Genomic DNA, 21,233 nt, shown 5'->3' on the forward strand with positions numbered 1-21,233 from the left:
ACAGGTGAATACGTTAATGATGAGGTTTGTGAATGCCCCGCAGCACCTGGTTCAGCGCATTACTGTTGTTCGTCGCCCTTTGGGTTCCCGTAAGTCAGGCAGATACCGGTTGGCAGCCTTTAGCTGAAACCATCCGTAAAAGCGATAAAGACACCCGCCAGTATCAGGCCGTGCGCCTTGATAACGGCATGGTCGTGTTGCTGGTATCCGATCCTCAGGCCGTGAAATCCCTTTCTGCACTGGTGGTTCCCGTGGGCTCGCTGGAAGATCCGGACGAGCATCAGGGGCTGGCGCATTATCTCGAACACATGTGTCTGATGGGCTCGAAAAAATACCCACAGCCGGACAGTCTGGCTGAATTCCTGAAAATGCACGGCGGCAGCCACAATGCCAGCACCGCGCCTTACCGTACGGCCTTCTATCTTGAAGTCGAAAACGACGCGTTGGTGGGGGCGGTGGATCGCCTGGCGGACGCTATTGCCGATCCGTTGCTGGATAAAAAATATGCCGATCGTGAGCGTAACGCGGTTAACTCCGAGCTGACGCTGGCGCGTACCCGAGACGGGATGCGTATGGCGCAGGTGAGTGCTGAGACCATCAACCCGGCGCACCCTGGTTCGCGTTTCTCCGGCGGAAATCTCGAGACATTAAGCGATAAACCGGGAAACCCGGTGGTGCAGGCATTACAAAAATTTCATGAAAAGTACTACTCCGCGAACCTGATGAAGGCGGTGATTTATAGCAATAAGCCGCTGCCAGAGCTGGCGCGGATAGCTGCTGACACCTTTGGACGCGTACCGAACAGAAATATCGCAAAGCCTGAAATTACCGTACCGGTAGTCACCGAGGCGCAAAAGGGCGTCATCATCCACTATGTTCCGGCAATGCCGCGTAAAGTACTGCGCGTCGAGTTTCGTATCGATAACAACAGCGCGCAGTTCCGCAGTAAAACCGATGAGCTGGTGACCTATCTGATTGGTAATCGTAGCCCTGGCACGTTGTCTGACTGGCTGCAAAAGCAGGGACTGGTTGAAGGTATTCGTGCGGATTCCGATCCGGTGGTCAATGGGAACAGCGGCGTGTTAGCCATTTCCGCGACGTTAACCGACAAAGGGCTGGCGAACCGCGATGAAGTTGTTGCGGCAATTTTCAGTTATCTCAATCTGTTACGCGATAAAGGCGTCGATAAACGCTATTTTGACGAACTGGCGCACGTACTGGATCTCGATTTCCGTTATCCCTCCATCACCCGTGATATGGACTACGTGGAATGGCTGGCTGATACCATGATCCGCGTTCCTGTCGAACATACGCTGGATGCGGTGAATATTGCCGACCAGTACGATGTGAAAGCCGTTGAGCAACGCCTGGCAATGATGACGCCACAGAATGCGCGTATCTGGTATATCAGTGCGAAAGAACCGCATAATAAAACCGCTTATTTTGTCGATGCGCCTTACCAGGTGGATAAAATCAGCGACAAAACCTTTGCCGACTGGCAGCAAAAAGCGCAGGGCATTGCGCTGTCGTTACCGGAGTTGAACCCCTACATTCCGGATGATTTCACGCTGATTAAAACGGATAAAAAATACGCTCACCCGGAACTGATCGTTGATGAGCCGGATCTACGCGTGGTGTATGCGCCGAGCCAGTATTTTGCCAGTGAGCCGAAGGCTGACGTCAGCGTGATCCTGCGTAACCCGAAGGCCATGGACAGCGCCCGCAACCAGGTATTATTCGCACTTAACGATTACCTGGCGGGGATTGCGCTCGATCAGTTAAGCAATCAGGCGTCGGTAGGTGGAATTGGTTTCTCTACCAACGCTAACAATGGGTTGATGCTTAACGCCAACGGCTATACCCAACGTCTGCCGCAGCTTTTTCAGGCGCTGCTGAGCGGCTATTTCAGCTACACCTCAACGGATGAACAGCTGGAACAGGCGAAATCCTGGTATGCTCAGATGATGGATTCTGCAGAGAAGGGTAAAGCCTACGATCAGGCAATTATGCCAGTGCAGATGCTTTCTCAGGTGCCGTACTTCTCACGCGATGAGCGCCGTAAGCTACTGCCTTCCATCACCCTGAAAGAGGTGATGGCGTACCGCGACGCCTTAAAAACCGGTGCGCGGCCTGAATTCCTGGTAATTGGTAATATGAGCGCCGCTCAGGCGACGACCATGGCGCGGGATATCCAACAACAGCTTGACGCTAACGGGTCACAGTGGTGTCGCAATAAAGATGTGGTTGTGGACAAGAAGCAGTCTGCCATCTTTGAAAAAGCAGGCAGTAGCACGGACTCCGCGCTGGCGGCGGTATTTGTGCCAACCGGATACGATGAATACGCCAGTTCAGCCTACAGCGCCATGTTAGGGCAGATTGTTCAGCCGTGGTTCTACAATCAACTGCGTACTGAAGAGCAGTTAGGCTACGCTGTATTTGCGTTCCCGATGAGTATCGGCCGTCAGTGGGGAATGGGGTTCCTGCTGCAAAGCAATGATAAGCAGCCGTCTTATCTTTGGGAGCGTTATAAAGCGTTTTTCCCGACGGCGGAAGCGAAGCTGCGGGCGATGAAACCTGAAGAGTTTGCGCAAATTCAGCAGGCGATTATTGCGCAAATGCTGCAGGCGCCGCAAACGCTGGGGGAAGAAGCCTCACAGTTAAGCAAAGATTTTGATCGCGGCAATATGCGCTTCGATTCACGTGATAAAATAGTGGCTCAGATTAAACTGCTGACGCCGCAAAAACTTGCCGACTTCTTCCATCAGGCGGTGGTTGAGCCGCAAGGCATGGCGATACTGTCACAGGTTTCCGGCAGTCAGAACGGGAAAGCAGAATATGTACACCCGGAAGGCTGGAAAGTGTGGCAGACCGTCAGCGCGTTGCAGCAAACCTTACCCCTGATGAGTGATAAGAATGAATGATGCCGCTGAGTCCCTTGATCCACTGCGCTTGCCCCTGACGGGCGAGCGCCTGATTGAAGCCTCTGCGGGCACCGGTAAAACCTTTACCATCGCCGCCCTGTATTTACGTTTACTGCTTGGACTGGGCGGCTCTGCCGCCTTTCCTCGTCCTCTGACCGTTGAAGAACTGCTCGTGGTCACCTTCACCGAGGCGGCCACCGAAGAGTTGCGCGGACGAATTCGTAGCAACATTCATGAACTGCGAATTGCCTGCCTGCGTGAAACAACCGACAACCCGCTATATGCCCGTTTGTTAGATGAAATCGCCGATAAAAAACAGGCCGCTCAGTGGCTGCTATTGGCTGAAAGACAGATGGATGAAGCGGCGGTGTTTACCATCCACGGCTTTTGTCAGCGTATGCTCAGTCTCAACGCCTTTGAATCAGGCATGCTGTTCGAACAGCAACTGATAGAAGATGAATCGCTGCTGCGCTATCAGGCCTGTGCGGACTTCTGGCGTCGACACTGCTATCCACTACCCCGCGACATTGCGCAGGTGATTTTTGAAACGTGGAAAGGACCGCAGGCTCTGCTGAGAGACATCGATCGCTATCTGCAGGGGGAAGCGCCGGTCATCAAGGCTCCGCCGTCTGATGACGAAACGCTGGCTTCCCGACACGAACAAATTCTCGCGCGCATTAACCAGATCAAGCAGCAATGGCGTGATTCCGTTGATGAGCTGGATGGCCTGCTGGAAGCCTCCGGGATCGACCGGCGTAAATTTAACCGTGGTAACCAGGGTAAGTGGATCGAAAAGATCAGCGCATGGGCGCAAGAAGAAACCCAAAGTTATCAGCTTCCTGACGCGCTGGAGAAATTCTCACAGCGTTTTCTGGAAGAGCGCACTAAAGCGGGCGGAATAACCCCTCAGCACCCGCTGTTTGTCGCTATTGATGAACTGCTTAGCGAACCGTTAACTCTCCGCGATCTGGTGATCACCCGGGCGCTGGCGGAGATCCGTTCAGCGGTTGCCGAGGAGAAACGACGCCGCGGTGAGCTAGGCTTTGACGATATGCTCAGCCGTCTGGATGGGGCGTTGCGCAGTGAAAGCGGCGATGCGCTGGCGACGGCTATCCGTACCCGTTTTCCGGTCGCGATGATCGATGAATTTCAGGATACCGATCCGCAGCAGTACCGTATTTTTCGCCGGATCTGGCAGCATCAGCCGGATACCGCACTGCTGCTGATTGGCGACCCAAAACAGGCGATTTACGCGTTTCGCGGCGCGGATATCTTCACCTATATGAAGGCGCGCAGCGAGGTCAGCGCACACTATACGCTCGATACCAACTGGCGTTCGGCCCCCGGCATGGTCAATAGCGTAAATACGCTTTTCAGCCAGATGGATGACGCCTTTATGTTCCGCGAAATCCCCTTTAGCCCGGTAAAATTTGCAGAAAAAAACCAGTCGTTTCGGTTTGTTTTACATGGTGAGACACAGCCAGCCATGAGCATGTGGCTGATGGAAGGGGAAAGCTGCGGCGTAGGCGATTATCAGAACTACATGGCCCAGGTGTGCGCCACGCAAATTCGCGACTGGCTTAAGGCCGGGCAGTCAGGCGCTGCGCAACTGGTCAGTGGTAAAACATCCAGTCTGGTACGTGCATCGGACATCAGCGTACTGGTTCGTAGCCGCCAGGAGGCGGCACTGGTCCGTGATGCGCTGACGCAGCTGGCAATTCCCTCCGTCTACCTTTCCAACCGTGACAGCGTATTTGAAACGCTGGAAGCGCGGGAGTTGCTGTGGGTGCTGCAGGCGGTGATGACGCCGGAGCGTGAGAACACGCTGCGTAGCGCGCTGGCGACCTCAATGATGGGGCTGAATGCGCAGGATCTTGAAGCCTTAAATAACGACGAAAATGCCTGGGATGCGGTGGTCGAAGAGTTTGATGGCTATCGTCAGATCTGGCATAAACGCGGCGTGATGCCGATGCTGCGCGCGCTGATGACAACCCGCCAGATTGCGGAAAACCTGCTGGCGACGGCGGGGGGCGAACGCCGCCTGACCGATATTTTACATATCAGCGAACTGTTGCAGGAAGCGGGCTCGCAGCTGGAAAGCGAGCATGCGCTGGTGCGCTGGCTGTCCCAGCATATTCTTGAACCCGACAGCAACGCGTCCAGCCAGCAGCTCAGGCTGGAAAGCGACAAGCATCTGGTCAAAATCGTCACTATCCATAAATCTAAAGGGCTGGAGTATCCGCTGGTCTGGCTGCCGTTTATCACGAATTTCCGCGTCCAGGATCAGGCTTTCTACCACGATCGCAGCTCTTTTGAAGCCGTGCTGGATCTCAACGATGCCGAGGAGAGCGTTGAGCTGGCTGAAGCGGAACGTCTGGCGGAAGACCTGCGTTTGCTCTATGTCGCGCTAACCCGTTCGGTATGGCACTGCAGCCTTGGCGTGGCGCCGTTGGTGCGACGTCGGGGCGATAAAAAAGGGGATACCGATGTACATCACAGCGCCCTTGGTCGCCTGTTGCAAAAAGGTGAGCCGATGGATGCCGCGGGTCTGCGTAGTGCGATTGAAGCGCTGTGTAGCGACGATATTGCCTGCCAGACGCCTGCGCAGCCTGACGGTGAACCCTGGCAAGTTGCGCAGGCTGTTAGCTGCGAACTGAGTGCGAAAATACTGCAGCGTACGCCCGGCGATAGCTGGTGCGTGACCAGTTATTCCGGTCTGCAACAGCGTGGGCATGGAATCGCGCAGGATCTGATCCCGCGACTGGATATTGATGCCGCAGGCGTTGGTGAGGTTATTGAAGAGTCAGGGCTTACACCGCATCAGTTCCCGCGCGGCGCTTCGCCAGGTACATTCTTGCATAGCCTGTTTGAAGATCTCGACTTTACTCAACCGGTAGATCCGCGTTGGGTCGAGGAAAAACTGGCGTTGGGCGGTTATGACGCGCACTGGACGCCGGTTTTGACCGAATGGCTGGATGCCATTTTGCAGGCGCCTCTCAACGAGACGGGCGTGAGTTTGAGCCATCTTTCCGCGCGTGAAAAACAGGTGGAGATGGAGTTTTACCTGCCGATTTCGCAGCCGCTGATGGCCAGCCAACTTGATGCGTTAATTCGCCAATACGATCCGCTCTCCGCGGGGTGCCCTGCGTTGGAATTTATGCAGGTACGCGGCATGCTGAAAGGATTTATTGACCTGGTTTTCCGCCACCAGGGGCGTTATTACCTTCTCGATTACAAATCGAACTGGCTTGGGGAAGACAGCTCAGCGTATACGCAGCAGGCGATGGCCTCTGCCATGCAGGCGCATCGCTACGACCTGCAGTATCAACTTTATACCCTGGCGCTGCATCGCTACTTGCGCCATCGCATTGCTGATTATGATTATGAACGCCATTTTGGCGGTGTTATCTATCTCTTCTTGCGTGGCATTGACAGTGAAAATCCGCAACAGGGAATTTACGCGACCCGACCTGACGGGGAGTTAATCGCCTTGATGGACGAGATGTTTGTCGGTGCGCCACTGGAGGAGATGTCATGACAATCCAGAAACGATTACTGGAAGCTGTGGAGCAAAAACAGCTCCGGCCTCTGGATGCCCAGTTTGCGCTGGCGGTTGCCGGAAATGATAACCCTGCCGTTGCGCTGGCGGCGGCGTTGCTTAGTCGTGAAGCAGGAGAAGGGCACGTCTGCTTACCACTTTCACGGTTATCCCTGAGCGAGGATGCCCATCCCCTTTTAAGCGCCTGGCTCGCTGAAGTAGGGGAGCCAGAAGACTGGACGGAATGTCTGCTGGCCTCCGGGGCGGTAAGCCGTGGTGAGCAACCCACGCCGCTGGTGCTGCACGGCGATCGCTTGTATCTGAACCGGATGTGGCATAACGAACGGGCGGTGGCTCGCTTTTTCAGTGAAGTTAACCACGCCATTGAGGTGGATGAACAACGGCTTACCCACACGCTGGCGGCGTTGTTTCCACCAGCGGAAGGTGTTAACTGGCAAAAAGTGGCCGCTGCGGTGGCGTTGACCCGTCGTATATCGGTGATCTCCGGCGGGCCGGGGACCGGAAAAACGACAACAGTTGCGAGGCTTCTGGCGGCGTTGATTCAGATGGCGGAGGGAGAACGCTGCCGTATTCGTCTGGCGGCTCCTACTGGAAAGGCGGCAGCGCGCCTGACTGCCTCGCTGGGTGCAGCGCTACGAGAACTGCCGTTAACCGAAGAGCAAAAGAAACGCATTCCCGATGACGCCAGTACGTTGCATCGATTATTAGGCGCTCAGCCAGGCAGTCAGCGCCTGCGCCATCATGCGGGAAACCCGCTGCATCTGGATGTGCTGGTGGTGGATGAAGCCTCGATGATTGATTTGCCGATGATGTCGCGCCTTATCGATGCGCTGCCGCCGCACGGGCGGGTGATTTTTCTTGGCGATCGTGACCAGCTCGCTTCCGTCGAAGCGGGGGCGGTGCTGGGGGATATCTGTGCTTTCGTCGGTGACGGGTTTACCCCGGAACGCGCCCGCCAGCTCAGTCGTCTGACCGGAAGCGCTATTCCGGCAGGTCTGGGAACTCAGGCCGCCGCTTTGCGCGACAGTTTGTGTCTGCTGCAAAAGAGTTACCGTTTCGGTAGCGATTCCGGAATCGGTCAGTTGGCTGCTGCGATTAATCGTGGTGACAAAGCCGCGCTCAAAACGGTCTTCCAGCAGGGGTTTAGCGACATCGAAAAACGCACGCTACATAGCAGCGAAGATTACGCCGCGATGTTGGATGAGGCGCTGGCGGGTTATGGGCACTATCTGGATTTACTGCGCGAGGGCGCTGAGCCGGATGCCGTCATTCAGGCCTTCAATGAGTATCAGCTGTTGTGTGCCCTGCGTGAAGGCCCGTTTGGCGTGGGTGGTTTGAATGAACGCCTTGAGCAGGTGATGGCGCAAAAACGTAAAATTCATCGTTCGACGCATAGCCGCTGGTATGAGGGAAGGCCGGTGATGATCGCGCGCAATGACAGTTCGCTGGGATTATTTAACGGTGATATCGGCATTGCCCTCGATCGTGGACAGGGCCTGAGGGTGTGGTTTGCGCTGCCGGACGGTTCTATCAAATCAGTCCAGCCCAGTCGCTTACCTGAACATGAAACCACCTGGGCGATGACCGTGCACAAATCGCAGGGATCTGAGTTTGACCATGCGGCGTTGATTTTACCCAGCCAGCATTCACCCGTGGTTACCCGCGAGCTGGTCTATACCGCCGTCACCCGCGCGCGCCAGCGTCTGTCACTGTATGCCGATGAACGGATATTAAGTAACGCCATTGCCACCCGCACCGAACGTCGCAGCGGATTGTCGGCGTTGTTTAGTCAATAAAATTCGTTGCCGGATAAGGCATTTATACCGCATCCGGCAACGACCACTACCCCAAATCCGCCATCAGCACCTTTGACCGCCGCTGATAGTTGTACATCTCTTTCTTGCTTTCCGGCAGCAGGTCGATATCCACCGGCGTGAAACCACGTTCCTGGAACCAGTGAATGCTGCGCGTGGTCAGCACGAACAGTTTGCTCAGTCCCATTTGCCGGGCCTGCGCGGCGATCCGCTCCAGCAATACTTCCCCGCGCGATGAGCTACGGTAGTCCGGATGCACCGCCACGCACGCCATTTCGCCAATTCTCTCCTCCGGGAAAGGGTACAGAGCGGCGCAGGCGATGGTCAGGTTATCGCGCTGAATAATCGTGAATTTGTCGATCTCCATTTCCAGTTGTTCGCGGGAGCGACGTACCAGAATGCCTTGTTGCTCCAGCGGGCGGATCAGCTCCAGAATCCCGCCGATATCGTTAATGGTAGCGCGGCGGATCTGCTCGGCGCTTTCCATTACGATCTGCGTACCGATCCCGTCACGGGAGAACAGTTCCTGCAGCAATGCGCCATCTTCCTGATAGCTGATCAGATGGCAGCGCCGTACCCCACTGCGACAGGCTTTCACTGCCCCACGCAGGAAGCGCACTGTGCCGGAGCTGTAATCGCCTTTCTCTTCCTGCAACTCAACGCGCGCCTGGGCTTCGTTAGGAAACAGCTCGGAAATAATATCGCCATCATCGTTGGTGACGCCCTGAGAGGAGCAAAAGCCGATCATTTTCTCTGCCTTCAGTTTGATAGCCAACTGCGTGGCGACCTCTTCTGAAGTCAGGTTAAAGCTCTCACCGGTGACGGAAACGGCGACCGGGCCCATCAGCACAATCGCGCCACTGTCTAACTGCCGGTGAATGGCATCTTCATCAATACGACGAATACGTCCGCTATGGCAGTAATCCACGCCGTCATCAACGCCCAGCGGCTGGGAGATAATAAAATTACCGCTGACCACATTGATGTGCGCCCCCTGCAATGGCGTATTATTCAGGCTCATTGACAGGCGGGCGGTAATATCAAGCTGAAGTAACCCTGCCGCCTGTTTGACCAGCTCCAGGGTTTTAGCGTCGGTAACGCGCGTATTCTTGTGGTACACCGGTTCATGATGATGCGCCGCAAGATTGGCATCAATCTGCGGTCGTGCGCCATAGACCACGACAAGGCGGATGCCGAGGCTATGAAGAAGGCCAATGTCATTGACGATACTGGAAAAGTTTTCATGCTCGATGGCTTCGCCGCCCAGCATAATGACAAACGTCTTTCCCCGATGGGTATTGATATAGGGAACAGAATGGCGGAATCCCTGTACCAGTTCGGTTCTACGCTCCTTCACCACGGCACACCCTCATTGCATGATTATTCGTAATTTGTGTATTTTTATTCTGTTTTGGCGCTGTGCGCAAGCGTAATTTTTACCCATGCCGAAGATTTTTCTCAGTAATGCCGTGAATATAAAAAGAATGTTTACCCTTTTATAGATGACAGATTATGCGTCATTCGCTAAAGTTTCCGGTCAATTCAGACGTTTTACGTATTACCTCAATAAAGATTTCTTTTTGCTCGGGAGAAGCATGTCGGGATCCAATTCAGCAATCAGTCGCCGCCGTTTACTGAAAGGTGCGGGTGCTATGTGGCTTTTGAGCGTCAGCCAGGTTGGTCTGGCTGCCATGAGTCAGGTCGTTGCCGTACGTGTCTGGCCAGCGTCCAGCTACACCCGCGTCACGGTAGAATCTAACCGTCTGCTGAAATACAAACAGTTTGCCCTGAGTAATCCTGAGCGTGTGGTTGTGGATATTGAAGGCGTTAATTTGAACTCGGTGCTCAAGGGCATGGGTGCGCAGATCCGTCCTGACGATCCGTATATTAAATCGGCGCGCGTCGGGCAGTTTGACCCACAGACCGTGCGGATGGTGTTCGAGCTGAAACAGAATGTGAAGCCGCAACTTTTTGCGCTGGCTCCGGTGGCCGGCTTTAAAGAACGTCTGGTGATGGATCTCTATCCCGCGAATGCCCAGGATGTTCAGGATCCGCTGCTGGCGTTGCTGGAAGAATACAACAAGGGCGATCTGGACAAACAGGTGCCGCCTGCGCAAAGTGGCCCGCAGCCGGGTAAAGCGGGGCGCGATCGTCCCATTGTCATTATGCTCGACCCAGGACATGGCGGAGAGGACTCCGGTGCGGTGGGGAAATACAAGACGCGTGAAAAAGATGTGGTGCTGCAGATTGCCCGACGCCTGCGAGCCCTCATAGAGAAAGAGGGCAACATGAAGGTCTTTATGACGCGAAATGAAGATATCTTCATTCCGCTTAAAGTCCGCGTGGCGAAAGCGCAGAAGCAGCGTGCAGACCTGTTTGTCTCTATTCACGCTGATGCATTTACCAGTCGACAGCCCAGAGGTTCGTCGGTGTTTGCACTCTCGACCAAAGGGGCGACCAGCACCGCCGCGAAATATCTGGCGCAAACTCAGAACGCCTCGGATTTGATTGGCGGCGTCAGCAAGAGCGGCGATCGCTACGTCGACCATACCATGTTCGATATGGTGCAATCGCTGACCATCGCCGACAGCCTGAAGTTTGGTAAAGCGGTATTGAATAAGCTCGGTAAAGTCAACAATCTGCATAAGAACCAGGTTGAACAAGCCGGGTTTGCGGTACTTAAAGCGCCGGATATTCCGTCTATTCTGGTGGAAACCGCATTTATCAGTAACGTTGAGGAAGAGCGCAAGCTCAAAACTGCGACCTTCCAGCAGGAAGTTGCAGAGTCGATTCTGGCGGGGATCAAAGCTTACTTTGCCGATGGTGCGACGCTGGCGAGAAGGGGATAACAAAAAAGCGCTGAAAAGCGCTTTTTTTATGGACCACAGATACAAAAAAACACCCTTTAGGGTGTTTATAATGTTGGTTGCGGGGGCCGGATTTGAACCGACGACCTTCGGGTTATGAGCCCGACGAGCTACCAGGCTGCTCCACCCCGCGTCACCGTACTGCTTTATATTTTATCAAATTTGATTGGTTGCGGGGGCCGGATTTGAACCGACGACCTTCGGGTTATGAGCCCGACGAGCTACCAGGCTGCTCCACCCCGCGTCACCGTACTGCTTTTATTTCATCAAATTTTAATTGGTTGCGGGGGCCAGATTTGAACTGACGACCTTCGGGTTATGAGCCCGACGAGCTACCAAGCTGCTCCACCCCGCGTCCGTGGATGCGCACTATACTCTGCTCGCATTTTCATGCAACCCTTTTTTCACCTTGATCACGTTTTTAAGGTGAAAATGAACAAAAACAACACATTCTGGATTGTTTTTTGCTCAAAATTTGCGTTCGGGTATGTATACGCATTTCATTAGGTTCGGGGGTTTGTTATCTTCGTCTCGCATTCAGGCAACATAAGACGAGAACAATGAAAGGACGTTGGGCAAAATATCTTCTGGCGGGAGCAGTCGTCGCGATGCTCGCCGCGTGTTCCTCAAAACCCACCGATCGTGGGCAGCAGTATAAAGACGGGAAATTTACCCAGCCTTTCTCACTGGTGAACCAGCCTGATGCGGTTGGCGCACCAATCAATGCCGGTGATTTCGCCGAGCAGGTTAATCAAATTCGCAGCGCTTCGCCACGTTTGTACGGCAACCAGAGCAACGTTTACAACGCTATCCAGCAGTGGTTACGTGCGGGCGGTGATACGCGCAGTATGCGCCAGTTTGGTATTGATGCCTGGCAAATGGAAGGGGCGGACAACTACGGTAACGTCCAGTTTACCGGTTACTACACGCCGGTTATTCAGGCGCGCCATACGCGCCAGGGCGAGTTTCAGTATCCTATCTATCGCATGCCGCCAAAACGTGGCCGCTTACCAAGCCGTGCCGAGATTTACGCGGGCGCGCTGAGCGACAACTACATTCTGGCGTACAGCAACTCCCTAATGGATAACTTCATTATGGATGTGCAGGGCAGTGGTTACATCGATTTTGGCGATGGCAGTCCGCTTAACTTCTTTAGCTATTCCGGGAAAAACGGCCACGCCTATCGCAGCATCGGTAAAGTGCTTATCGACCGTGGCGAAGTGAAAAAAGAAGATATGTCGATGCAGGCTATTCGCCATTGGGGTGAAACGCACAGCGAAGCCGAAGTGCGTGAGCTGTTGGAGCAGAACCCATCGTTTGTCTTCTTTAAACCGCAATCTTTTGCACCGGTCAAAGGGGCCAGCGCGGTACCGTTGATTGGCCGCGCGTCTGTGGCTTCTGACCGCAGTATCATTCCGGCGGGCACAACATTGCTGGCGGAAGTCCCGTTACTGGACAATAACGGCAAGTTTACCGGCCAGTACGAACTGCGCCTGATGGTGGCGTTAGATGTGGGTGGCGCTATTAAAGGGCAACACTTCGATATCTATCAGGGCATTGGTGCTGACGCCGGACACCGTGCGGGGTGGTATAATCACTACGGTCGCGTCTGGGTACTGAAAACAGCGCCGGGTACGGGTAACGTGTTCAGCGGTTAATAGCCGGATGGCGCTCGATATTAATGAATTTGAGGTGTTATGTCTGTGGTTATCAGTGATGCCTGGCGCCAGCGTTTTGGCGGTACGGCGCGTCTGTATGGCGAAAATGCGCTGCAGTTGTTTGCCCAATCGCACGTTTGCGTGGTCGGGATTGGCGGGGTAGGGTCGTGGGCGGCGGAAGCGCTGGCGCGTACCGGTATTGGCGCCATCACGCTCATCGATATGGATGATGTGTGCGTCACCAATACTAACCGCCAGATCCATGCTCTGCGCGATAACGTCGGCCTGGCAAAAGCTGAAGTGATGGCTGAACGTATCCGCCAGATTAACCCGGAGTGCCGGGTGAACGTAGTCGATGATTTTGTCACGCCGGATAATGTTGCTGAGTATATGAGTGCGGGTTATTCGTATGTCATTGATGCGATTGATAGCGTGCGCCCAAAAGCGGCACTGATCGCCTGGTGTCGGCGTAACAAAATTCCGCTGGTGACCACCGGTGGTGCGGGAGGGCAGATCGACCCGACGCAGATACAGGTCGTTGATTTGGCAAAAACTATCCAGGATCCGCTGGCAGCCAAGCTACGCGAGCGACTGAAAAGCGATTTTGGTGTGGTGAAAAACAGCAAAGGCAAGCTGGGCGTGGACTGTGTGTTCTCGACCGAAGCGCTGGTTTACCCGCAGGCAGATGGCTCGGTATGTGCGATGAAGGCGACGGCGGAAGGGCCGAAGCGCATGGATTGCGCATCCGGTTTTGGCGCGGCCACTATGGTGACCGCCGCCTTTGGCTTTGTTGCCGTCTCACATGCGCTGAAGAAGATGATGGCGAAAGCGGCGCGCCAGAGTTGAGTGTGTTGTGCCGGATAAGGCGCGTTCGCGTCGCCATCCGGCAACCATCAAACCTGTCGGGCAGCCTCAAGAATCGCCTCGTTCAGAGCATGCAGCCCCTGGGTACGCGAGGCGCTGAGCTGCGCGCGTAAACCTAGCTCGTCAAATAATGCCATAGGCGAATGCGCCAGTAACTCGGCTGCAGTTTTACCTTCGACCGCCGTGAGTAATACCGCCAGCAGCCCGCGTACAATGCGACCTTCGCTGTCGCCGAAGAAATGCAAAGTACCATTCTCATGAAGGGTATGCCCCAGCCAAACGCGGTTTTCGCAGCCCGCGATCTCTTTGGCCTGTGCCTTTAGCGAATCCGGAAGCGCTGGCAACTGCTTACCCAGCAGAATCAGCTGGCGATATTTATCTTCCCACTGGGTGAGCGAGGTAAAGGTATTGCGTAACGTCTCTTCCGTTACGGTTGTGCCAAACGGGTGTCCGGCGAACAGAGGGCTTGTCATTAATCCACCAATATTTCCAGCGCGCGGTCAACGGCTGCGACCAACGCATCTACATCACTTTGCGTATTATAAGGTGCAAATGAGGCGCGTAGCGTCCCGGATACGCCCAGTTCTGCCAGCAGCGGTTGCGCACAGTGTTGTCCTGCACGCAGTGCAATGCCATATTCGGCCAGCAGCGTCACCATGTCGCTGTGATGAACGCCTGCGAAATCAAAGGCTAACAGACTGGAGTCCTGGCAGCGGAAGGAGCGAAAGCCGGGGCGTTTCGCCAGCGCATCTTCTGCCAACGTCGCCAGACCCCGGCTCCAGTTTTCGGCCTGCACCACGTCAACGTCCGCCAGCCATTCGAGCGCCGCGCTTAGCCCGATAACGCCAGCAACGTTAGGCGTACCGGCCTCCAGCTTCCATGGAGCAGCCTGGGTGGTGAAACCGTCAAAACTGACTTCGCTAATCATTTTACCCCCACCGAGCCAGGGAGACATGGCATCCAGCAGTTCCGGTTTACCGTACAGCACGCCAATGCCGGTGGGGCCATACAGCTTGTGGCCCGAGAACGCATAGAAATCAATGTCTAATTGCTGTACGTCGGCGGGGAAATGGACAATCCCCTGGGCGCCGTCCACCATCACCACCATTCCAGCCGCATGGGCGAGCGTAATGGCGCGGGCTAAATCCGGGCAACCGCCGGTAACGTTCGACATCTGCCCAAGCGCCAGAATGCGGCTGTGTGGAGTGATGAGTTGCGCGAGGCTTTCAACGTCTGGCAATAAATGGGCGTTAAGCGGCAGCCTGACGACCTTCGCCCCCGTTTGCTCCGCCACCATCAGCCAGGGCACGAGGTTGGCATGATGCTCTGCTGCGCTAACGATAATCTCATCACCCGGTTGTAAGCGCGGTCGCGCATAGCTTTGGGCAACCATGTTGATCGCTTCCGTCGTACCGCGGGTCCAGACGATTGTTTTGTCATCCGGCGCATTAATCAGGCTTGCGACTTTTTCCCGCGCGGCTTCATAGCGTGCGGTCAGGCGCTGGGCTTCGGCAAACTGGCTGCGATGGACGTTCCCGGCGCTCAGGCTATAAAACTGATGGGTGGCCTCAATCACTGCCTGCGGCTTCAGTGCGGTAGCAGCGCTGTCGAGATAGACGCCAGCATCGTTGAGTGCGGGAAATTGCGCGCGAAACTGCGCGGGGTTAAAAGCGTTCATGGTATTCCTCAGTTCAGTAAACCGATCGTGGCGCAAAAAGGGCGCTGATACAAGGGGGGGCTAACCATCGGAATACTCTGGATATCCTGGCAAAGTCCACGCAGTGTCTTATGCTATATACCGTTAGGCGAGCAATTTAGCCTGTTACGGAGTGTGTTTTTAATAGCATAAATCGCTTTAAGGAGAAAAAGATGAAAAAGACTGCCGCAATTATCTCTGCTTGTATGCTGACTTTTGCCCTGAGCGCCTGTTCTGGTTCGAATTACGTGATGCACACCAATGATGGTCGATCAATCGTATCTGATGGTAAGCCACAGACCGACAATGAAACGGGGATGATTTCGTATAAAGACGCTAACGGCAACAAACAGCAGATTAACCGTACCGATGTGAAAGAGATGGTAGAATTGGATAACTAACCGGTCGTCCATCGACAAAGAGTCGGACAAAAAAAAGCACCGCAATTTGGCGGTGCTACATTAATCACTATGGACAGACAGGGTAAATGTACAGGAAGTGAAAAAGGGTAGCTTTGCTACCATGGTCTGAATCGCAGACCAATTGCAAACACAACAACACAACATCACAACCGTAAGCCAAAAGCCCACCAGAACACGCATTCCGATAAAACTTTTCGTTCCGGCTTCAGGAAGTGCCGCCACTATAGGTATTTGCTGGTAGAACCTCAACGGACAATTTATAATGGCTCAGATAAAAAAAACTAATAGGTTACAACCTGTTGGTTAATTGTTAAATTCATTTAACATCAAAGCCTAAAAGTCATGTCAAAACGATTACCACCCCTAAATGCGTTGCGTGTTTTTGATGCTGCAGCGCGTCATTTGAGCTTTACTCGCGCAGCAGAAGAGCTTTTTGTGACGCAGGCCGCAGTAAGTCATCAAATCAAGTCACTTGAGGATTTCCTGGGGCTGAAGCTGTTTCGTCGACGCAATCGATCTTTGCTGTTAACGGAAGAAGGCCAAAGCTACTTTCTCGACATCAAAGAGATTTTTTCGCAATTAACCGACGCGACGCGTAAACTTCAGGCACGCAGTGCAAAAGGTGCGCTCACCGTGAGTTTATTGCCCAGTTTTGCAATCCAATGGATGGTTCCCAGACTCTCTAGCTTTAACTCAGCTTATCCGGGAATCGATGTCAGGATCCAGGCGGTGGACCGTCAGGAAGACAAACTGGCTGACGATGTTGATGTGGCGATTTTCTACGGACGTGGCAACTGGCCGGGTCTGCGCGTTGAAAAATTGTACGCAGAATATTTATTGCCGGTCTGCTCGCCGCTATTACTCACCGGTGATAAACCGCTAAAGACGCCCGAAGATCTGGCGAAACACACATTATTGCACGATGCGTCACGCCGTGACTGGCAAGCCTATACGCGCCAGCTTGGCCTGAATCATATCAACGTACAGCAGGGACCCATCTTCAGCCATAGCGCCATGGTGCTCCAGGCTGCTATCCATGGACAGGGAATTGCGTTGGCTAATAACGTCATGGCGCAATCCGAAATAGAAGCCGGACGTCTGGTCTGTCCGTTTAATGATGTTCTGGTCAGCAAAAACGCATTTTATCTGGTTTGTCATGACAGTCAGGCAGAACTGGGTAAAATAGCCGCCTTCCGTCAGTGGATTCTGGCGAAAGCGGCCACGGAACAAGAAAAATTCCGCTTTCGTTATGAACAATAATTTACGTAGGGTATTCACATGACCAGCCGTTTTATGCTGATTTTTGCCGCCGTAAGTGGCTTTATCTTTGTGGCGTTGGGCGCCTTTGGGGCACATGTTCTGAGTAAAACCCTCGGTGTCGTTGAGATGGGGTGGATCCAGACTGGCCTCGAGTATCAGGCGTTCCATACGCTGGCTATATTTGGCCTGGCCGTCGCCATGCAGCGGCGCATTAGCATTTGGTTTTACTGGAGTAGCGTGTTTTTGGCATTAGGAACCGTGCTGTTTAGCGGCAGCCTGTATTGCCTCGCGCTCTCGCATTTACGCCTGTGGGCGTTTGTTACCCCCGTCGGCGGTTTCAGCTTCCTTGTGGGCTGGGCGCTGATGTTAGTGGGCGCTATTCGATTGAAACGTAAGGGCGTTAGCCATGAATAAGGTTGTATTGTTGTGTCGCCCAGGTTTTGAGAAAGAGTGCGCCGCAGAAATTACGGATAAAGCAGGACGCCGGGAAATCTTCGGTTTTGCCCGCGTGAAAGACAATGCGGGTTACGTCATCTTCGAATGCTATCAGCAGGACGATGCCGAAAAGTTAGTGAAAGAGTTGCCGTTTAGCTCGCTGATTTTTGCCCGTCAAATGTTTGTGGTGGGCGAACTGCTGCAATATTTACCGCCGGAAGACCGCATTACGCCGATTGTCGGCATGTTGCAGGGCGTGGTAGAGAAAGGCGGCGATCTGCGCGTTGAAGTTGCTGACACCAATGAAAGCAAAGAGTTGGTTAAATTTTGCCGTAAATTTACCGTACCGCTGCGCGCGGCGCTGCGGGAAGCGGGCGTGCTGGCAAAGTATGAAACGCCAAAACGTCCGGTGGTTCATGTGTTCTTTATCGCACCAGGCTGTTGCTATACCGGCTATTCCTGGCCCGACAATAACTCCCCGTTCTACATGGGCATTCCGCGTCTGAAGTTCCCGGCCGATGCGCCGAGCCGTTCAACACTGAAGCTGGAAGAAGCGCTGCACGTGTTCATTCCTGCCGATGAGTGGGATGAACGTCTGGCTAACGGAATGTATGCGGTGGATTTAGGGGCATGCCCGGGCGGTTGGACCTATCAACTGGTTAAACGCAACATGTGGGTTTACTCCGTGGATAATGGTCCGATGGCGCAAAGCCTGATGGATACCGGACAAGTTACCTGGCTGCGCGAAGACGGATTTAAGTACCGACCAAATCGCAATAACATTTCGTGGATGGTTTGCGACATGGTGGAAAAGCCCGCGAAGGTTGCCGCCCTGATGGCGCAGTGGCTGGTCAACGGCTGGTGTCGTGAGACTATCTTCAACCTCAAGCTGCCGATGAAAAAACGCTACGAAGAGGTGTCGCAAAACCTGGCTTATATTCAGGCACAGCTTGACGAGCATGGCGTAAATGCCCAGATTCAGGCGCGTCAGCTGTATCATGACCGTGAAGAAGTCACCGTGCACGTCCGTCGCCTGTGGGCTGCTGTTGGTGGCCGTCGCGACGAGCGATAAGGTAAAATTGCAGGCCGGATGAAGGCGTAAATGCCTCATCCGGCCTGCATTGTTTCAATCAGCGGCGTATCTGAAATAATATGCGTCACATCATCCAGATGCCCAATCCGGGCCTCTCCCGAACGATTAAATTTACTTTTATCGATCAGCAATAATGACTGCGCTGCGCGCTTAAGCAGAATGGACTTGAAGTCGGCATTGGTCGCGTTAGAGTCCCAGAGTGCGCCGTCGCTGTCGATCCCTACGCAGGAAAAAATAAACAGATCGATCTCGAGTGGTTTGAGCTGCGAGATGAGCGAGGGGTTAACATAGCAACCGTATTTACGCTCAAGGCGACCGCCGGAGCTGATGAGCTGAAGGTGTTCGCGTTTAGCCAATTCCTGGCAAATGGGCTGGCTGTTGGTAAAGACGTGAATGTTGATGTCCGGTAACTGTCGCGCCAGGTACCAGCACGTTGAGCTGGCGTCCAGGGCTATCACCATACCTTCTTCGATCCATGCCAGCGCTTCGCGGGCAATATTCGCTTTGTGGGCATAGTGGCTTTTGAGTCGCATATGAAACGGGTCGCCGCTGTCCTGATTTTCCCGATGAATCACTTTGGCCCGCCCGTGATTGCGCAGCACTTTTCCCTGGGCTTGTAGCTCGCTGAGATCGCGGCGGATGGTCTCTTTGCTGACCTTAAGTTGCAAAGCAAGGGTTTCGGTTGTCAGATTTTTGTGGTTGGTAAGCAGATCTACGATCGCCTGCTGGCGCGCCGCTTTCATGTTCTGATCCTCATCTTATGATGAATGCCCGTAGCTGACGGGCATTCAGATCAGAGATTACGGGGTTACTCCTTTTTTTAATAGAATATTCCCGTACTTTGCCCGCTCTCCTGTGATAACGATCGCAAACGCCTGTTGCGCGCGTTCATAGAAGGCATAGCGGTCAATACGCGTGATGTCCGGGCCGGGGGTTTGCAGTGAAAGCGCCTGACGATAGCGGGCCTCGACGTCAGGATCGAGGGCATCGCCTTCAACAGCCGCCATCATCACCAGCGGTGGGGCATAGCTGTCCAGTTCAAAGAGCGGAATAATCGCCTGTAGCAGGTCGCTGACCAATAGACCGTCGGCGCGGATAACCTGCGGTCCCATGCTGTGGGCCGGAAAGTGGGCATCGGAAAATATAATCTCATCGCCGTGCCCCATTTCAGCCAGTACCTTCAGCAGGTCGGGCGAAATTAAGGGAGATATTGTTTTGAGCATATTACTCAACTCCTGTTAGTTCGGATTCGGTTTGCGGATAGAAGTAACGGTACTGGTAGCGTACATGCCCGCGTGCCTGTTCCGGTGAGGCAAATTCCCCAATGCCCGACCACGCAAACATTGCGGCACCTGCCACGGTGGTTTCGGCGTCATCCAGCACTTTGACAGGTATCCCGAGAACATTCGCTTTGATCTGATTCCACAACGCGTTGCGGCTTCCCCCACCTACCAATAGCAGTTCAGTGGCCTGGAAATGACCGATTTTTTCCAGCGTATGGAGGTTTCGCTGCAGCTGTTCTGTCAGTCCTTCCAGCGCGGCGCGATAAAAGTGACCACGGGTGGTATTGAGCGTAACCCCTTGCCAGCCCGCATTCTGACAGGCCAGCAGGTCGCAGTGCATCTTCACGCCTTCGGCGCCTGCCGGGATGACCCTGGCTTCGTCGATCAGCGTCTGCCAGGGGGTGTCGGCAGTCCACAGCAGCTTACGCACCCACTCGAGTACACCGGAAGCCAGCCACTGCATGCCGGGGTTATTCAGTCCAGCCTGGCTATCCAGCTCACAAGTGGAACCCGCATATTGGCTGAGCTGGGAGGTATCCACCTGCGCACTGCGCACCATCAGAATTTCCCATGTGCCGGAAGAGAGCACCGGTTCATCTGGTTGGGCTCCAGCGCCAAATAGCGCAAACTGCGTGTCGTGTCCGGCAGAAATGACCGGAATTCCCGCCGTAAGCCCGAGCAAGCTGGCAGCCTCTGGTTGCAAAACCCCAATCTGTTCGCCTGCTTCAACCAGGCGCGGGAACAGACGGCGCGGTATGCCCGTAGCCTGCAAAATGTCATGACTAAAATCGCGCTGCCGGATGTCCAGCAGCTGACTGGTGCCCGCCATGGTGATATCTGTAGTGAACTCGCCGGTTAAACGGTGGTTGATAAGCGACGAGATAAACAACCAGGCGTGCGCCTGCTCCAGAAATTGCGGATGGTTTTCTTTCAGCCACACCAGTTTATACAGCGTGTTGAAGCTAAATGCGCCGACGCCGGAAATTTCCTGCAATTGCTGCGGTGATATGTAGCGGTGAATATTCTCCATCACCGCTGCGGTGCGTGGACATTTCCAGCTAATCACCGGATACAGCTGCTTGCCGTTCTTATCAACCAGCGCGCCGTCTACGCCAAAAGTGGTGACGGCGATCCCGCGGACATGGCAGGCGGCCAGTTGCGTGCAGAGGCGCTGACAGCAATCGGCGAAGCGTTGCAGAATGGCCTCCAGCGACCATTGATGCCAGGTACTGTTTTCTGTTGCGATGTCACTGGCGTTCGGGGTTGCTGCGCGGGCGACAATCTTTCCCTGTCGGTCAACGGCGATAGCCCGCACGTTGGTCGCGCCACAGTCGAGAACCAGGATAACGTCTTGTTTCATA

The 21,233-nt window shown here is 54.3% G+C and carries 16 protein-coding genes and 3 tRNA genes; 10 read left to right on the forward strand and 9 right to left on the reverse strand.

From position 1 onward, the window contains the following. Positions 1 to 32 precede the first annotated feature (32 nt). The 3 genes from ptrA to recD are packed head-to-tail and all read left to right on the forward strand — an operon-like array spanning position 33 to position 8,276. Entirely contained in the window at positions 33 to 2,921 is a 2,889-nt protein-coding gene (gene ptrA, locus OGV75_RS08315; RefSeq protein WP_286480537.1) for a pitrilysin, read from the forward strand. Next, positions 2,914 to 6,459 (forward strand): exodeoxyribonuclease V subunit beta, encoded by a 3,546-nt coding sequence (recB, locus tag OGV75_RS08320; RefSeq protein ID WP_210591864.1) that lies wholly within the window; start codon positions 2,914 to 2,916, stop codon positions 6,457 to 6,459. The genes ptrA and recB overlap by 8 nt, the downstream gene beginning before the upstream one ends. Further along, entirely contained in the window at positions 6,456 to 8,276 is a 1,821-nt protein-coding gene (gene recD / locus OGV75_RS08325) for an exodeoxyribonuclease V subunit alpha (protein WP_210591866.1), read from the forward strand. The genes recB and recD overlap by 4 nt, the downstream gene beginning before the upstream one ends. 46 nt (positions 8,277 to 8,322) lie before the next feature. Here recD and argA read toward each other — a convergent pair whose 3' ends face one another. Then, the gene (gene argA / locus OGV75_RS08330) at positions 8,323 to 9,654 is read right to left on the reverse strand and encodes an amino-acid N-acetyltransferase (RefSeq protein WP_008785703.1); all 1,332 of its coding nucleotides are present in this window, start codon (positions 9,652 to 9,654) and stop codon (positions 8,323 to 8,325) included. Between the two features lie 235 nt (positions 9,655 to 9,889). Here argA and amiC point away from each other — a divergent pair, with 235 nt between their 5' ends. After that, positions 9,890 to 11,143, forward strand: coding sequence for an N-acetylmuramoyl-L-alanine amidase AmiC (gene amiC / locus OGV75_RS08335; protein WP_016154266.1), 1,254 nt, complete (start codon positions 9,890 to 9,892; stop codon positions 11,141 to 11,143). A gap of 74 nt (positions 11,144 to 11,217) precedes the next feature. Here the strand turns inward: amiC and OGV75_RS08340 are convergent. The 3 genes from OGV75_RS08340 to OGV75_RS08350 all read right to left on the reverse strand — a co-directional run bounded on the left by OGV75_RS08340 (position 11,218) and on the right by OGV75_RS08350 (position 11,516). Continuing rightward, positions 11,218 to 11,294, reverse strand: a tRNA-Met gene (locus OGV75_RS08340). Between the two features lie 34 nt (positions 11,295 to 11,328). Beyond that, a tRNA-Met gene (locus OGV75_RS08345) sits at positions 11,329 to 11,405 on the reverse strand. 34 nt (positions 11,406 to 11,439) lie between these two features. After that, positions 11,440 to 11,516 (reverse strand) — tRNA-Met (locus OGV75_RS08350). A 205-nt stretch (positions 11,517 to 11,721) separates the two neighbouring features. Here OGV75_RS08350 and mltA point away from each other — a divergent pair. Then, on the forward strand, positions 11,722 to 12,819 hold the full coding sequence (gene mltA / locus OGV75_RS08355) for a murein transglycosylase A (protein ID WP_019077597.1): 1,098 nt from the start codon (positions 11,722 to 11,724) through the stop codon (positions 12,817 to 12,819). Positions 12,820 to 12,858: 39 nt separating this feature from the next. Then, positions 12,859 to 13,665: a tRNA cyclic N6-threonylcarbamoyladenosine(37) synthase TcdA gene (tcdA, locus tag OGV75_RS08360; protein ID WP_286480538.1), complete on the forward strand. Its 807-nt coding sequence runs from the start codon at positions 12,859 to 12,861 to the stop codon at positions 13,663 to 13,665. Positions 13,666 to 13,712: 47 nt separating this feature from the next. On the opposite strand, the gene csdE is transcribed toward tcdA, so the two are convergent. Together csdE and csdA are read right to left on the reverse strand one after the other, a co-directional pair. Continuing rightward, positions 13,713 to 14,156 carry a cysteine desulfurase sulfur acceptor subunit CsdE gene (gene csdE, locus OGV75_RS08365; RefSeq protein WP_047357912.1) on the reverse strand — a complete coding sequence of 148 codons (444 nt, stop codon included), beginning with the start codon at positions 14,154 to 14,156 and terminating at the stop codon, positions 13,713 to 13,715. After that, positions 14,156 to 15,361 carry a cysteine desulfurase CsdA gene (gene csdA / locus OGV75_RS08370; protein WP_200011415.1) on the reverse strand — a complete coding sequence of 402 codons (1,206 nt, stop codon included), beginning with the start codon at positions 15,359 to 15,361 and terminating at the stop codon, positions 14,156 to 14,158. Before csdA ends, csdE begins: the two co-directional genes overlap by 1 nt. A gap of 191 nt (positions 15,362 to 15,552) precedes the next feature. Here csdA and OGV75_RS08375 point away from each other — a divergent pair, with 191 nt between their 5' ends. The 4 genes from OGV75_RS08375 to rlmM all read left to right on the forward strand — a co-directional run bounded on the left by OGV75_RS08375 (position 15,553) and on the right by rlmM (position 18,568). After that, positions 15,553 to 15,780, forward strand: coding sequence for a YgdI/YgdR family lipoprotein (locus OGV75_RS08375; protein ID WP_016154261.1), 228 nt, complete (start codon positions 15,553 to 15,555; stop codon positions 15,778 to 15,780). A gap of 363 nt (positions 15,781 to 16,143) precedes the next feature. Next, positions 16,144 to 17,061, forward strand: coding sequence for a glycine cleavage system transcriptional regulator GcvA (gene gcvA / locus OGV75_RS08380; RefSeq protein WP_016154260.1), 918 nt, complete (start codon positions 16,144 to 16,146; stop codon positions 17,059 to 17,061). 18 nt (positions 17,062 to 17,079) lie between these two features. Next, positions 17,080 to 17,475, forward strand: coding sequence for a DUF423 domain-containing protein (locus OGV75_RS08385; protein ID WP_003034037.1), 396 nt, complete (start codon positions 17,080 to 17,082; stop codon positions 17,473 to 17,475). Continuing rightward, complete coding sequence (rlmM, locus tag OGV75_RS08390) at positions 17,468 to 18,568, forward strand: 23S rRNA (cytidine(2498)-2'-O)-methyltransferase RlmM (RefSeq protein ID WP_003034040.1); 1,101 nt, start codon at positions 17,468 to 17,470, stop codon at positions 18,566 to 18,568. The genes OGV75_RS08385 and rlmM overlap by 8 nt, the downstream gene beginning before the upstream one ends. A gap of 35 nt (positions 18,569 to 18,603) precedes the next feature. Here rlmM and fucR read toward each other — a convergent pair whose 3' ends face one another. Genes fucR through fucK form a run of 3 tightly spaced genes read right to left on the reverse strand, consistent with a single transcriptional unit; the run spans position 18,604 to position 21,232 of the window. Further along, the gene (fucR, locus tag OGV75_RS08395) at positions 18,604 to 19,332 is read right to left on the reverse strand and encodes an L-fucose operon activator (protein WP_094760837.1); all 729 of its coding nucleotides are present in this window, start codon (positions 19,330 to 19,332) and stop codon (positions 18,604 to 18,606) included. Between the two features lie 57 nt (positions 19,333 to 19,389). After that, positions 19,390 to 19,812, reverse strand: a complete 423-nt coding sequence (fucU, locus tag OGV75_RS08400) for an L-fucose mutarotase (RefSeq protein WP_153646933.1) — start codon at positions 19,810 to 19,812, stop codon at positions 19,390 to 19,392. A gap of 1 nt (position 19,813) precedes the next feature. Next, on the reverse strand, positions 19,814 to 21,232 hold the full coding sequence (fucK, locus tag OGV75_RS08405) for an L-fuculokinase (protein WP_286480540.1): 1,419 nt from the start codon (positions 21,230 to 21,232) through the stop codon (positions 19,814 to 19,816). Between the last annotated feature and the right edge of the window lies 1 nt (position 21,233).

The sequence above is a fragment of the Citrobacter sp. Cb028 genome (genome assembly GCF_030336705.1).
GTDB classification, from domain to species: domain Bacteria; phylum Pseudomonadota; class Gammaproteobacteria; order Enterobacterales; family Enterobacteriaceae; genus Citrobacter; species Citrobacter braakii.